14 protein-coding genes and 2 tRNA genes are annotated in these 13,051 nt (G+C 65.9%); 10 read left to right on the top strand and 6 right to left on the bottom strand.

The annotated features are described in order from the left end of the window. Positions 1-19: 19 nt before the first annotated feature. Entirely contained in the window at positions 20-997 is a 978-nt protein-coding gene (locus N5K27_RS04650; RefSeq protein WP_087840196.1) for a tripartite tricarboxylate transporter substrate binding protein, read from the top strand. Positions 998-1,089: 92 nt separating this feature from the next. Here the strand turns inward: N5K27_RS04650 and N5K27_RS04645 are convergent. Then, positions 1,090-1,174: transfer RNA gene (locus N5K27_RS04645), tRNA-Leu, on the bottom strand. An 86-nt stretch (positions 1,175-1,260) separates the two neighbouring features. Beyond that, positions 1,261-1,345 (bottom strand) — tRNA-Leu (locus N5K27_RS04640). Between the two features lie 114 nt (positions 1,346-1,459). Here N5K27_RS04640 and rnr point away from each other — a divergent pair. Together rnr and rlmB are read left to right on the top strand one after the other, a co-directional pair. Then, a complete protein-coding gene (gene rnr, locus N5K27_RS04635; protein ID WP_279814950.1) occupies positions 1,460-3,910 on the top strand; it encodes a ribonuclease R in 2,451 nt (816 codons plus the stop codon). 96 nt (positions 3,911-4,006) lie between these two features. Beyond that, entirely contained in the window at positions 4,007-4,747 is a 741-nt protein-coding gene (gene rlmB, locus N5K27_RS04630) for a 23S rRNA (guanosine(2251)-2'-O)-methyltransferase RlmB (RefSeq protein WP_087840194.1), read from the top strand. Positions 4,748-4,853: 106 nt separating this feature from the next. On the opposite strand, the gene N5K27_RS04625 is transcribed toward rlmB, so the two are convergent. The 4 genes from N5K27_RS04625 to lexA all read right to left on the bottom strand — a co-directional run bounded on the left by N5K27_RS04625 (position 4,854) and on the right by lexA (position 7,385). Further along, a complete protein-coding gene (locus tag N5K27_RS04625) occupies positions 4,854-5,180 on the bottom strand; it encodes a hypothetical protein (RefSeq protein ID WP_140416885.1) in 327 nt (108 codons plus the stop codon). Between the two features lie 16 nt (positions 5,181-5,196). After that, the gene (locus tag N5K27_RS04620) at positions 5,197-5,604 is read right to left on the bottom strand and encodes a hypothetical protein (RefSeq protein WP_132978874.1); all 408 of its coding nucleotides are present in this window, start codon (positions 5,602-5,604) and stop codon (positions 5,197-5,199) included. A 239-nt stretch (positions 5,605-5,843) separates the two neighbouring features. Then, a complete protein-coding gene (locus N5K27_RS04615; RefSeq protein WP_087840193.1) occupies positions 5,844-6,713 on the bottom strand; it encodes a hypothetical protein in 870 nt (289 codons plus the stop codon). A 21-nt stretch (positions 6,714-6,734) separates the two neighbouring features. After that, positions 6,735-7,385 (bottom strand): transcriptional repressor LexA, encoded by a 651-nt coding sequence (gene lexA, locus N5K27_RS04610; protein ID WP_087840192.1) that lies wholly within the window; start codon positions 7,383-7,385, stop codon positions 6,735-6,737. 190 nt (positions 7,386-7,575) lie between these two features. Here lexA and N5K27_RS04605 point away from each other — a divergent pair, with 190 nt between their 5' ends. The 7 genes from N5K27_RS04605 to N5K27_RS04575 all read left to right on the top strand — a co-directional run bounded on the left by N5K27_RS04605 (position 7,576) and on the right by N5K27_RS04575 (position 13,042). Further along, a complete protein-coding gene (locus N5K27_RS04605; protein WP_132978872.1) occupies positions 7,576-8,535 on the top strand; it encodes an asparaginase in 960 nt (319 codons plus the stop codon). Positions 8,536-8,797: 262 nt separating this feature from the next. Beyond that, complete coding sequence (rpsF, locus tag N5K27_RS04600; protein ID WP_132978871.1) at positions 8,798-9,169, top strand: 30S ribosomal protein S6; 372 nt, start codon at positions 8,798-8,800, stop codon at positions 9,167-9,169. 94 nt (positions 9,170-9,263) lie between these two features. Then, on the top strand, positions 9,264-9,596 hold the full coding sequence (gene priB / locus N5K27_RS04595; RefSeq protein ID WP_087840189.1) for a primosomal replication protein N: 333 nt from the start codon (positions 9,264-9,266) through the stop codon (positions 9,594-9,596). Between the two features lie 28 nt (positions 9,597-9,624). After that, positions 9,625-9,897, top strand: coding sequence for a 30S ribosomal protein S18 (gene rpsR / locus N5K27_RS04590; protein WP_087780204.1), 273 nt, complete (start codon positions 9,625-9,627; stop codon positions 9,895-9,897). 18 nt (positions 9,898-9,915) lie between these two features. Further along, entirely contained in the window at positions 9,916-10,371 is a 456-nt protein-coding gene (rplI, locus tag N5K27_RS04585; RefSeq protein ID WP_132978870.1) for a 50S ribosomal protein L9, read from the top strand. 226 nt (positions 10,372-10,597) lie between these two features. Next, the gene (locus tag N5K27_RS04580) at positions 10,598-11,989 is read left to right on the top strand and encodes a replicative DNA helicase (RefSeq protein ID WP_087840187.1); all 1,392 of its coding nucleotides are present in this window, start codon (positions 10,598-10,600) and stop codon (positions 11,987-11,989) included. Positions 11,990-12,415: 426 nt separating this feature from the next. Further along, on the top strand, positions 12,416-13,042 hold the full coding sequence (locus tag N5K27_RS04575) for a DUF47 family protein (RefSeq protein WP_279814944.1): 627 nt from the start codon (positions 12,416-12,418) through the stop codon (positions 13,040-13,042). Positions 13,043-13,051: the final 9 nt, after the last annotated feature.

Below are 13,051 nucleotides of genomic sequence, written 5' to 3'. Positions count from 1 at the left end.
AACACGAGGAGGAGACAACATGGCGATACGATGGCTATCCGCATTTTCCGCGCCCTTGCTGGCCGCGCTTTGCCTGGCGGCCGGAAGCGTCCGCGCCGAGACGTACCCGGCCAAGCCGATCCGGCTGATCGTGCCGTTTGCACCCGGCGGTGTGACCGACACCGGCGCCCGCATCGTGGCCGAGCACCTCGGCCACCGGCTGGGCCAGCAGGTGGTGGTGGAGAACAAACCCGGCGCTTCAGGCAACATCGGCACGCAGCTCGCGGCCACGGCCGCGCCGGATGGCTACACGCTGGTGGTGGGTTTCGATGGCACCCTGGTCATCAATCCCCACGTCTATGCCAAGGTACCGTTCGACACCTTGCGCGACCTTGCCCCCGTCAGCAAGATCGGCGATGCCGCGCTGGTCATCGTGACCAACCCCGCGCTGCCGGTGACCGATTTCGCGTCACTGGTCGCCTACTCCAAGCGCAACCCGGCCGGCGTCTCGTATGGCAGCGCCGGCACCGGCAGCACGCCGCACCTGGCGGGTGAGTTGCTGCGGGTGCGCACGGGCGCCAATTTCGTCCACATTCCCTACAAGGGCGGCGGCCAGGCCATGGCCGACGTGGTCGGCGGGACGCTGCCCATGCTGTATACGGCCGTGGCGGGGGCGTACCCCTTCATCCAGCGCGGCCAGATGCGCGCCGTGGCGGTGTCCAGCGCGCAGCGCCTGGCGTCGTTGCCGGACGTGCCTACCGTGGCCGAGACGGTGCCGGGGTTCGAAGTGACGTCGTGGATAGGTATCCTGGCGCCAGCGGGCACGCCGTCCGCGATCGTCGACCGCCTGCAGCGGGAGATCCGGGCCGTGGTGTTCCAGCCCGAGGTAAAGGAGCGTCTGGCGGGGCTGGGCATCGTCGCATCGGGCAATACGCCGGCGGAGTTCCGCGGCCAGATCGAGGCCGATCTGCGCAAGTACGCCGACGTGGTGAAGGCGGCCAACATCCGCATCGATTGATGTCCTGATGCGCGCAGGCAACAAAAAACCCCGCCAACCGAAGCTGCGGGGTCTTGCCTGCGGATCCTGCCGGATCCGGAACTGCCATCAGTTGGTGCCCAGGAGAGGACTCGAACCTCCACGCCGTTAAGCGCTAGTACCTGAAACTAGTGCGTCTACCAATTCCGCCACCTGGGCACTGCCGTACAACCAAAACCACCCTTCGAGCGGGTATTCCAACTCGGATTTCCAACTACCTGGAAGGCTTGCGCCTGCCAAAGAATTGGTGCCCAGAAGAGGACTCGAACCTCCACGCCGCTAAGCGCTAGTACCTGAAACTAGTGCGTCTACCAATTCCGCCATCTGGGCATTGTCGCAACGGCCTAACATTTGCTGCGGTAAACTCAAGTTATTCCTTGCGTGTACCGTTGCATGCGGGGCAGTAGCAACAGAAGCTGCGCATTATAAAGAGAACCTGAAACTTTGACAACTCGATCCCATAACAATCTTCCCTCTACGCCCGCGGACTTCGATCCCGACGTGCCCACTCGCGAGCAAATCCTAGGATTGCTGCGGGAGGCGAATGCCCCCATCGCTCCGGCGGAACTGGCGCGTCGACTGGGTGTGGACCCGGGCAGCGTGGGCTTCGAGCGCCGGCTCGCCGCCATGGAGCGCGACGGCCAGTTGATGCAGAACCGCAAGGGCGCGCTGCTGCTGTCGACCAAGCTCGACTTCATCGCCGGCCGCGTACAGGGGCACCGCGACGGTTTCGGCTTCCTGATCCGCGACGACGGCCAGACCGACCTTTTCCTGCCGCCCAAGGAAATGCTGAAGGTCCTGCACGGCGACCGCGTGCTGGTGCGGCCGGCCGGCAGCGACTACCGCGGCAAGCCCGAAGGCACCATCGTCGAGGTGCTGGAGCGGCGCACCAACAAGCTGGTGGGGCGTTTCCTGAACGAGCGGGGCCTCTCGATCGTGGTGCCCGAGGACCAGCGGATCAAGCACGACATCCTCGTGCCGCCCGGCGAAACCGCCCAGGCGCAGCACGGCCAGGTCGTCACGGTCGAGATCATCGAGCAGCCCACGCGGCATACGCAGCCGCTGGGCCGCGTGGTCGAGATCCTGGGCGAGATCGACGATCCCGGGATGGAGATCGAGATCGCCGTCCGCAAGTTCGACGTGCCGCATGAGTTCTCGGCCAAGGCGCTGGCGCGCGCCGAGCGCCTGCCCGCCGAGGTGGTCAAGGGCGACCTGGCCGGACGCTACGACCTGCGCGACGTTCCGCTGATCACCATAGACGGCGAGGATGCCCGCGACTTCGACGACGCCGTCTACTGCGAACGCGTGGAACTGGGCACGGGGGCCCGCAAGCGGGCAGGGTGGCGGCTGATCGTCGCCATCGCCGACGTGGCGCACTACGTCACGCCCGGCGACGCGCTGGACGCCGATGCGCTCGAGCGCAGCACCAGCGTGTATTTTCCGCGCAAGGTCATTCCCATGCTGCCGGAAAAACTCTCCAACGGCCTGTGCTCGCTGAATCCCAACGTCGACCGGCTGGTGCTGGTGTGCGACATGGTGATTCCCGCCACCGGCGCCAAGGGCGGGACGGTCCAGGCCTACCAGTTCTACAACGCCGTCATGCATTCGCATGCGCGCACCACCTATACCGAGGTCTGGGCGGCGCTGCAGCAGCCCGACGGGCCGGCCGCGCGCAAGCATGCGGACGTCCTGCCGCAGATCCAGGACCTCTATGCGTTGTACCAGTTGCTGGCGCAGGCCCGCGAGAAGCGGGGCGCGATCGACTTCGACACGGTCGAGACCAAGATCGTCTGCAATGAACTGGGCCGCATCCACAGCATCGTTCCCTATGTGCGCAACGATGCCCACAAACTGATCGAGGAATGCATGCTGGCCGCCAACACCTGCGCGGCGGACTTCATGGAGCGCAGCAAGCATCCGGGGCTCTACCGCATCCATGAAGGGCCCACCCCGGAAAAACTGCAGGCCCTGCGCGACTTCCTGAAAACGCTCGGCCTGTCGCTGGGCGGCGGCGACAAACCGGCCGCGGCCGATTACTCGGCGCTGCTGGCCAGCGCCAAGAACCGGCCCGACGCGCCGCTGCTGCAGACCATGGCACTGCGGTCCATGCAGCAGGCGATGTACAGCCCGGACAACGTCGGCCACTTCGGCCTGGCCTATCCGGCCTATGCCCACTTCACCTCGCCGATCCGGCGCTATCCCGACCTGCTTACCCATCGCGTGATCAAGGCGCTGCTGCACGGCAAGCGCTATGTCCCCAACGCGCTGGAAGACATGCCGGTCATGCCTGGCACCGCCAAGGAGCAGGAGCACGCCCTGTGGGAAAAACTGGGCCTGTTCTGCTCGGCCAATGAACGGCGCGCCGACGATGCCTCGCGCGACGTCGAGGCCTGGCTCAAGTGCTGGTACATGCGCGAACGCGTGGGCGACGTCTTCAGCGGTACGGTCACCGGCGTCGCGCCTTTCGGCGTGTTCGTCACGCTGGACGAACTCCACGTCGAAGGGTTGGTCCACGTGTCCGAACTGGGCGCAGAGTACTTCCAGTTCAACGACGGCCTGCACGAGCTGCGCGGCGAACGTACGGGCATGCGCTATCGCCTGACCGACAAGATGCAGGTGCAGGTGGCCCGCGTCGACCTCGAGGCACGCCGCATCGAATTCAAGCTGGTCAAGGGCGTGACCTACGAGGGACTGCGCAAGGCCATCAAGCGCGACAGCGCGCCCGCGCCCGAGCGCAAGCCGGCCAAGCCCAAGGCCGTGCTGCTGACCGACATGTCGAAGATGCCCAAGGGCAAGAAGGCCGCGGCAAAGAAGCACGCCGCTCCGGAGAAACCCGCCAGCGCGCGCAGCGGCAAGCGCGCGGCGGCCAAGCATGGCCGCGGCAAGCGGCACTGAATCTCTGGTCTAATAACGGCATTGCGGCGCTGCCTGGGGCAGCGCCGCGTCGTTTTTGCCGCCGCGTCGCGGCAGGTATTCATGTCGGGGTGAAAGATGGCAGCAAGCCAGGTTTTGGTCGGATTCCACGCGGTGGCCGCACGGCTGCGCCATGCGCCGGCGTCGATCAAGGATATCTACGTCGAGGAGGCACGCCGCGACCGGCGCATGCTGACGCTGGTCGAACAAGCCCAGGCCGCCGGATGCAAGGTGCATCCCGTGGCGCAGACGCGCCTGGACGGGCTGGCCAAGGGGCAGCGCCACCAGGGCGTGGTCGCGCTGGCGGAGTCGCTGGAATTGGCGATGGACGTGGATGAAGTGCTGGACGATGCCGAGGGCCCGGCCTTCCTGCTGGTGCTGGACGGCGTCACCGATCCGCACAACCTGGGTGCCTGCCTGAGAACCGCGGACGGGGCCGGCGTCCATGCGGTGATCGCGCCCCGCGACCGGGCCGTGGGCCTGAACACGACCGTCCAGCGCGTGGCCTGCGGGGCCGCAGACAGCGTTCCCTACCTGACCGTGACCAATCTGGCTCGGACCATGCGCAGCCTGAAGGAGCGCGGCGTCTGGGTGGTCGGGACCGACGACGAAGCCACCGAGACCATGTACGACGTGGACGCTCGCCAGCCCATCGCCTGGGTCATGGGCGCCGAAGGCGAGGGCATGCGCCGCCTGACCCGCGACACCTGCGATCAACTGGTCCGGATCCCCATGCAAGGGTCCGTGGAAAGCCTGAACGTCAGCGTGGCGTCGGCGGTCTGCATGTACGAGACGCTCAGGCAGCGGGCGGCGAAGTAGAACGGCCGGGAGGCGTCAGAACAGTTTCTCGGACGCCTCGATTTTCCTGCACTGGCCGCTGGCAAGCGGAGTGTTCAATCTGCCGCTGATCCTGTCAGGGCGGCGCTCAAAACTTGGTGTCCGGGACATAGCTTCCCACGCTGCATACGCCGCTGAAGTTGTTAGCCATCTCCGTGGTTTCAATGCTTATTCGGCCGGTTTTTCTATTGATTTCCCCTCCGGTGTACATTCTTTTGTTGCTGATCAGCCTGCTGTGGAAAACGATTCTCTCGGACAGGACTTCGTAGTCTTGGGAGTAGTCGCCGGGGGTTCCATAGCCATTGTCTAGTGGATCTGACTCGCTAAAGGCATAAGCCGGCCAGCATGCCGCCCATGCGATCAGACCGGCCATTGCCGCCATTGATCGGCCCCTGGTTTTCCCGCGTTTCTTCATGGCTCGTCTCTGGCGGCTATTTGAGCGAAATACGGGCGGTGACCGTGCATTCGTGGGTGTCGACAGGACCTGTGGGAGGGGGCATGCCTGTTTCCATCGCGTATTGAGCCTGCAATGCTGGCTGCCACGGCTTGGTCTTGGTGGAGGAGCAGTCGCAGGCGCCCAGACTGATGTCCTTGAAGTTGCTCTTGCGCTGGGCGAACTCCGAGGCGCGGGACTTGGCCCGTGCGCAGGCCGCCGCGCGAGAGCTGTAGCTGATGGCTGCGGACTGTTCCTCGACGGCACGGGGGCCGTCCGAACCCGAGCTTGAACCCGAGCCTCCGATCGAGACGCCTTGGGCAGCCGCGCTGGCACACCAGACGGATGCGGCCGCAGCCGTGGCAAGTACCGCAAGGGCGTGGAGGACGTGGGATTTCGCTTGCATGATGGCCTCTTCCGGGATTGGCGCAGCGAGGGGAGTGGAGCAACCAGCCTAGCAATGAGTACGAAAAAATACATACTCCAAATGGGGGGGGATTGCTGGCTTACAACAACTTCCGCAAGTGCGTAGATCCGCCGGTGAGACGTAAAAAAGCCCACGAATTTCAAAAATTCGTGGGCAATGGAGCATCGGAGCACAGGCTCCGCAGCAGTCTTATCCTGCTGCGAGTGCCGTAGGGAGACTCAGGCGTTCCAGCCTCGAGAAAACAGCAGCGCCAGTGCGGAAGGATAGCTTCGGCTGCTGCTTGCGCCGCGACGTTGCTTGAAGGGCCACGGGCTGCGATTCGCGGGAGTCGGTTTGGCATGCGGCCCATGTTGCCCGGTTCGCGGGATGATGGGCCGTTGCGCCGGCAGCGTATCCGCATCCGTGCCATGCGTGTCCGTTTCCTCGGCGGTGCGCGTGTGCGTTCCCGCCGCGGCGAGCCCGGCCGCACGTTTGAACCCCGGCTTGAACCCCGCACGCACCGTTTGCTGGCCGATGTCCAGCGTGACCGCGCCTTCGCCGCCCTGGGCAGCCGGTGCGATGCGCTGGAGCCGGATCTGGCCGGCCTGGCTCATGTCCGCCAGCAGCCGCAATTGGGATGCCGAGGTCGTGGCGGGCGTGCTGCAGGTATGGAACAGGAAGGCGGGGCAGGCGGCCAGCCGCGCGGCCATGTACAGGCGGCGCACCGTGCTTTCGGATTGCGCGGCCGCCTGGTCAGGGGGCAGGATGGCGACCAGCGCCGCGAACTCGCCCGCCCGCACGCCGGATTCCAGCTGGTCCAGGCCATCCAGGGGGTGGTCGGTGCGCACGAGCTTGACGCATTCCAGCGAAACGCCGTGCTGGATCAGCGCGGGGGCGTAGGACAAGTACGGCGGCACCAGCAAGGCCACCGTGCGGCCGGCCTTGGTGAGCCGGCTCAGCAGCGGGCCGAGCAGGTTCAATTCGCCATGCCCGACGCGCGGGACCAGGATTTCGGTAAGTGCGCCGACGGGCCATCCGGCCTGGGGCAGGGCGGCGTCGAGCGCGGGAAAGCCGCTGGAAAGACTGGAGCTGGGCGTGCAGTGTTTCATGATGGTCGTCCGTCTGGGTCTTCAATGCACCAGGCCGGCCCGGATCAGGCCGACGGCGATGCCCTCGAGCGCGAAATCGTCGCGCTCGCGATCGACTTCGATGGGTTGGAAGTCGGGATTGGCCGGCAGCAGGCTCAGGCCGGTTTCGGTGTAGCGCAGTTCCTTGACGGTGACGTCGTCGCCCAGGCGGGCCACGATGATCTGCCCGTCGCGGGCCTGGGCGGCCTTCTTGACCGCCAGCAGGTCGCCGTCGAGGATGCCGGCGTCGCGCATGCTGTTGCCGCGTACCTTGAGCAGGTAGTCGGGCCGCTGCGAGAACAGGGCCTCGTCCACGCCGATTTCCTTGTCGATGTGCTCGGTGGCCAGGATGGGGCTGCCGGCGGCGACCCGGCCCACCAGCGGCAGCACCAGTTGCGCCAGCACGGGGTGCGTGAGCTGGAGCGGCGGTTCGGCTGCGACCGGGTCTTTCAGCCGTATCCCGCGGGAGGTGCCCGCGGACAATTCCAGTACGCCCTTGCGCGCCAGCGCCTTCAGGTGTTCCTCGGCCGCGTTGGGCGAGCGAAAGCCCAGCGCCTGGGCGATTTCGGCCCGGGTGGGCGGAAAGCCGGTCTTGACGATGGCCTGGCGAATGAGATCCAGGATTTCTTGTTGGCGTGCGGTCAGCTTGGACATCTCGGGCTCCGTGGCGGGGCGCCCGCCACCGGGTGGCGACGGCGCGTGTCGAGCTTCTGTGGTTTTATCCAGTAACTGTATTTTTATACAGTATCGATGCGCGACGCAAGCGGAAAACGCAAGTGTCGCGGGAACGCCAATCCGGCCGCGGGTATCATCGGGCTCTCGTCCTTCCGTGCCTGCGTCCGCCATGTCCCTGCCACGTCTTTGCATCGTCGCCACCGGTGGCACCATCGCCGGGGCCGGCGCCCGCCCCCAGGCCACGATGGCCTATGCCGCCGGCGCGCTGGACGTGGCCGAGCTGTGCGCCAGCGTGCCAGGCCTGGACGAAGTGGCCGACATCCGGGCCGAGCAGTTCGCGGCCATCGACAGCAAGAACGCCACGCCCGCCTTCTGGCAGTCGCTGGCCGGGCGGGTGCAGTCACTGCTCGACGCAGGCGCCGACGGCGTGATCGTCACCCACGGTACGGACACGCTCGAGGAAAGCGCGTATTACCTCCACCTGGTGCTCAAGACCGACAGGCCGGTGGTTCTGGTGGGCGCGATGCGCCCGGCGACCGCGCTGTCTTCCGACGGCCCGCTGAACCTGCTGGACGCGGCCACGGTGGCCGCCCATCCGCAGGCCGCCGGGCGCGGCGTGCTGGTCGTGCTCAACCACCAGATCCTGGGCGCGCGCGACGCGTCCAAGACCAATGCCAACCGGCCCGATGCCTTTGCTTCGCCCAACGCGGGCGCCCTGGGCTGGGTCCAGGACGGCCGGGTCGCCTGGATGGGGCGGCCGGAACGTCCGCACACCAGCGCCACGCCTTTCACGGCCGCCACGCCGCTGCCTCCGGTCGAGGTGCTGGCCGGCTATGCCGGCGGCTCGGCCGCCCTGATCCGGGCGGTGGGATCCACCGGGGCGCGCGGCCTGGTCTGGGCCGGGACCGGCAACGGTTCGGCCAGCGCCGACGCGCAAGAGGCGCTGGACGGACTGGAGCGCGGCGGCGTGGCCGTGGTCCGCGCGACCCGCACGGGCAGCGGCTGCGTCGCGGCCTCGGGCGGGCTGCCCGGCGCCGGTACGCTGTCGCCGTGGAAGGCGCGCGTGCTGCTGATGCTGGCGCTGGGCGCGGGCATGGACGACATCCAGGGCGCCTTCGACACGTATTGATCCGCCCGTGCGAGGCCGGCCAGCCCGCAACCGCGGCGGTGCATCCATGCCCGGAAATGGGCCCCGAAACCACGCCGCACGGCGGTTCTCGGGCCTTTGGCTTGCTTTTTGCCCTTCCGCGGGCGATAATAAAGGGCTTGATTTTTGGCGGAAGCCATTTTTTCGCCAGATTGATCCCTTGTCCGACTCTAGACGCTTGAGCGGACTTGCGCCTACGGCGGGCCCATCCGGACGCCCGCGGGACCATCCATAAGGAGCTTCGATGCGTCACTATGAAGTAGTTTTCATCGTTCACCCGGACCAGAGCGAGCAGGTTCCGGCCATGGTCGACCGTTACAAGTCGCTGATCACCAGCCAGGGCGGCACGATCCACCGTCTGGAAGACTGGGGCCGCCGCCAGCTGGCGTACCCGATCCAGAAGCTCGTCAAGGCTCACTACGTGTGCATGAACATCGAGTGCGGCCAACCCACGCTGGACGAACTCGAGCACGCTTTCCGCTACAACGATGCCGTGCTGCGCCATCTCGTCGTCAAGATGAAGAAGGCCGAGACCGCCCCGTCGCCGATGATGAAGATCGTCGAGCGCGAGGAGGCCCGCAAGGTGTCCACCGAAGCCGCCCCCGCCGAGGCCTGAGCCCCGGCTGGACTGGCATGACAGGTCGTTGCCGACCGCCCGCATCGCAGGCCCGCCGTAGCGGGAGCCCGTCGATGCCACGGACGACACGGCGTTGAACAAGGTTCATCTGACTGCCCAGGTGGTCGAGTGCAAGCCGCTCAGGTATACCCCCGCCGGAATCCCGGTGCTGGAACTGGCGCTTGCCCACGAATCCGAGCTGATCGAAGGCGGGAGACCCCGCCGGGTCGAGATGCTCGTCAACGCAGTCGTCGTCGGCGATCTGGCCGGCAGGCTCGAGCGCGAGGCGCTGGGCCGGTCGATCCGGATCGAAGGGTTCCTGGCACCGACCCGGAAAGGTTCAAGCAGACTGAGGCTGCACATCCAGCAGGCCGCCATCGTCCGGCAGGGCGAGGAGGGCGGGCCGGCAGGACAGCCCCAGGTGTGAAACGGATTGAATACCCAAGAGGTACATCATGGCCGCATTCGGCAAACGCAAGGAAAAGAAGAAGTTCGGTCAACAGAATCCGCTGTTCAAGCGCCGCAAGTTCTGCCGCTTCACGGCAGCCGGCGTTGACCAGATCGATTACAAGGACATCGAAGTCCTCCGTGACTTCATCCAGGAAAACGGCAAGATCATTCCTGCCCGCCTGACCGGCACCAAGGCGCACTACCAGCGCCAGCTCGACACGGCTATCAAGCGCGCCCGCTTCCTGGCGCTCTTGGCCTACACCGACAACCACAATTGATTGCCGGGAGAGACCATCATGCAAATCATCTTGCTCGAAAAAGTCGTCAACCTCGGCAACCTGGGTGACGTCGTCCGCGTGAAGAACGGCTATGCCCGTAACTTCCTGATTCCCCAGAAGATGGCCAAGCGCGCCACCGACGCCGCGCTGAAAGAGTTCGAGGCGCGCCGCGCCGAACTCGAAAAGATCCAGGCCGACAAGCTGGCCGCCGCGCAGGCCGTGGCCCAGCGGCTGGAAGGCTACTCGGTGTCCATCACCCAGAAGGCGGGTGTGGACGGCCGCCTGTTCGGCTCGGTCACCAACTTCGACGTCGCTTCCGCGCTGAAGCAGGCGGGCTTCGAGTCGGTCGAAAAGGGCATGGTCCGCCTGCCCAACGGCCCGCTCAAGACCATCGGCGAATTCCCGCTGGAAGTCGGCCTGCATACCGATGTCGTGGCCAACATCACGGTGGTCGTGGTCGGCGAAACCGCCTGACGCTTCTCCGGCCGCGCTTCTCCGAGCCGGCCGGACGTCCACCGCCAGCGCATCCTTCCTGGATGGCGCCGGCACAGGAACCCTCCATTTCTTCACAGAATGGGGGGTTCTTTTTTCGGGGTCGCCCCCGGGGCAGGCGGATGGATTCCTCTTCCGTCCAGCCGGGCTAAACTGTCGTGGGCCGGCATTCCCGCCGCCCATGCTCGAACACCAGGTTTTCCGCTCTATGAATTCGCCCGTCGATCCCCAGCTCGAGTCCCTGCGCGTCCCGCCTCACTCGGTCGAGGCGGAGCAATCGGTGCTGGGCGGCCTGCTGCTGGACAACGCCGCCTGGGACCGCATCGCGGACATCCTCAAGGAAGACGACTTCTATCGCTACGACCATAGGCTGATCTGGCAGCAGATGGCCAAGCTGATCGGGCTGGCGCGTCCCGCCGACGTGGTGACGACCCACGAGTCGCTCCAGACGGCCGGCAAGGCGGAAGAGGCGGGCGGCCTGGCCTACCTGAATTCGCTGGCGCAGAATACGCCGTCCGCGGCCAACATCCGCCGCTATGCGGAAATCGTGCGCGACCGCGCGGTGCTGCGGCGGCTGGTCACCGTGGCCGACGAGATCTCGGCCGCGGCCTTCAACCCCCAGGGCAAGGACACGCGGCAACTGCTGGACGAGGCCGAGTCCAAGATCTTCAAGATCGCGGAAGAGGGCGCGCGCGGAAGCGCGGGCTTCCTGTCGCTGCAGCCGCTGTTGACCCAGGTGGTCGAGCGCATCGACGAACTCTACCACCGTGACAGCACCTCGGACGTCACCGGCGTGCCCACGGGGTTCACCGACCTGGACAAGATGACCTCGGGGCTGCAGCCGGGCGACATGATCGTCGTGGCCGGCCGCCCCTCCATGGGCAAGACCGCGTTCTCGGTCAACATCGGCGAGCACGTGGCGGTGGAAGAGGGCTTGCCGGTGGCGGTCTTCTCCATGGAAATGGGCGCCTCGCAGCTGGCCATGCGTGTGCTGGGCTCGATCGGCCGCCTGGACCAGCAGCGCCTGCGCACGGGCAAGCTGCTGGACGAGGACTGGCCCAAGCTGACGCACGCCATCCAGAAGATGCAGGATACCCAGCTCTACATCGACGAAACTCCCGCGCTCAGCCCCATGGAACTGCGCTCGCGCGCCCGCCGCCTGGCCCGGCAGTGCGGCCAGCTGGGCCTGATCATCATCGACTACCTGCAGCTGATGTCGGGCAACGGCGGTGGCGGCAGCGAGAACCGGGCGTCGGAGCTGTCGGAAATCAGCCGCTCGATGAAGGGCCTGGCCAAGGAACTGAACTGCCCCCTGATCGCGCTTTCCCAGCTGAACCGGGGCCTGGAACAGCGCCCCAACAAACGCCCGGTGATGAGCGACCTGCGGGAATCCGGCGCCATCGAGCAGGACGCGGACGTGATCATCTTCCTGTACCGCGACGAGGTCTACAACCCTGACACGCCCGACAAGGGCACGGCCGAGATCATCATCGGCAAGCAACGTAACGGCCCGATCGGCACTGTCCGGCTGACCTGGCAAGGGATGTACACGAAGTTCGCCAACTTCTCGGGCAACGCGTTCGTCGATTCTGATTATTAGGTCCCCCCGTATCGGCCCCCCCACGCGCTTGCGCGCGCCCCCAGGGGCGGCACTGGTGGACCGGCGGAGCCGGATCCACGGTGCCCGGGAAACTCAACGGCTGTTAGGGGGTGGTTTTTTGTGGGACGATTTTTTTTCTTGGCGCCGCCTGGCGTTTTTTTCGCCTTCTGCTTTGACCTTACCGGGTCCCCGGCAATGGATCCATTCCTCGCCAAGCCGCGCCAGCTCTACGTTTTCAAGAAACCGCCTTACCGTATCGGCGCCCCCCGCCAGCCCGCTGTTACTCCGGGATGCGGTGGATCCGGCTCCGCCGGTCCACCCGCATCGCCCCCTGGGGGGCGCCCGAAGGGCGTAGGGGGGTGCTAAACTTCGCGCGGTTTTTTAAACACGTCATGTAACTGTCACGTGGCGTACTGCGAGGACGTGATGTTTGGACGCTTGATGCCCAAAGAGGGCCGCTTTTTCGATCTGTTCACGGCGCATGCCGATCTGTCGCGCCAGGGCAGCCGGGAGCTGGCCGCCCTGATGGCCGATCTGGGCCAGGCCGAGGAGCGGGTCAAGAACATCGAGACGCTGGAGAAGAAGGCCGACAAGGTCACCCACGATACGATCGATCTGCTGCACAAGACCTTCATCACGCCGCTGGACCGGGACCAGATCCACAACCTCATCACGACCATGGACGACATCCTAGACCTGATGGAAGACGCGGCCCAGTGCATCAACCTCTATGACATCCGCGCCGTCACGCCGGATGCCCGGGCGCTGGCCGACATCGGGGTCCAGTGCTGCGACCGGCTGCACATGGTCGTGAGCCTGCTGCACAACCTGAACGATACGGCCAGCATCATGAAGATCTGCGAAGAGATCGACCGGCTGGAATCGGATGCCGACCGGGTGATGCGCCGCGGCATGGGCCGCCTGTTCCGCGACGAAGCCGACACCCGTCAACTCATCAAGATGAAAGCCATCTACGAACTGCTGGAAGAAATCACCGACAAGTGCGAGGACGTCGCGAACCTGATCGAAGGCATCGTCCTGGAAAACGCCTAGTCGGAAGGA

This window comes from Pigmentiphaga sp. GD03639 (assembly GCF_029845405.1).
GTDB lineage: Bacteria > Pseudomonadota > Gammaproteobacteria > Burkholderiales > Burkholderiaceae_B > Pigmentiphaga > Pigmentiphaga daeguensis.
The sequence above is the reverse complement of the archived record's forward strand: the minus strand, read 5'-3'. Positions and strand labels throughout refer to the sequence as shown.

Bases quoted from the DNA above. Each gene is read 5' to 3' on its own strand.
- N5K27_RS04650 (WP_087840196.1), top strand. From the start codon at position 20: ATGGCGATACGATGGCTATCCGCATTTTCCGCGCCCTTGCTGGCCGCG.
- rlmB (WP_087840194.1), top strand. From the start codon at position 4,007: ATGGCAGCAAGCCAGGTTTTGGTCGGATTCCACGCGGTGGCCGCACGG.
- N5K27_RS04625 (WP_140416885.1), bottom strand. From the start codon at position 5,180: ATGAAGAAACGCGGGAAAACCAGGGGCCGATCAATGGCGGCAATGGCC.
- N5K27_RS04620 (WP_132978874.1), bottom strand. From the start codon at position 5,604: ATGCAAGCGAAATCCCACGTCCTCCACGCCCTTGCGGTACTTGCCACG.
- N5K27_RS04615 (WP_087840193.1), bottom strand. From the start codon at position 6,713: ATGAAACACTGCACGCCCAGCTCCAGTCTTTCCAGCGGCTTTCCCGCG.
- lexA (WP_087840192.1), bottom strand. From the start codon at position 7,385: ATGTCCAAGCTGACCGCACGCCAACAAGAAATCCTGGATCTCATTCGC.
- N5K27_RS04605 (WP_132978872.1), top strand. From the start codon at position 7,576: ATGTCCCTGCCACGTCTTTGCATCGTCGCCACCGGTGGCACCATCGCC.
- rpsF (WP_132978871.1), top strand. From the start codon at position 8,798: ATGCGTCACTATGAAGTAGTTTTCATCGTTCACCCGGACCAGAGCGAG.
- rpsR (WP_087780204.1), top strand. From the start codon at position 9,625: ATGGCCGCATTCGGCAAACGCAAGGAAAAGAAGAAGTTCGGTCAACAG.
- rplI (WP_132978870.1), top strand. From the start codon at position 9,916: ATGCAAATCATCTTGCTCGAAAAAGTCGTCAACCTCGGCAACCTGGGT.
- N5K27_RS04580 (WP_087840187.1), top strand. From the start codon at position 10,598: ATGAATTCGCCCGTCGATCCCCAGCTCGAGTCCCTGCGCGTCCCGCCT.
- N5K27_RS04575 (WP_279814944.1), top strand. From the start codon at position 12,416: ATGTTTGGACGCTTGATGCCCAAAGAGGGCCGCTTTTTCGATCTGTTC.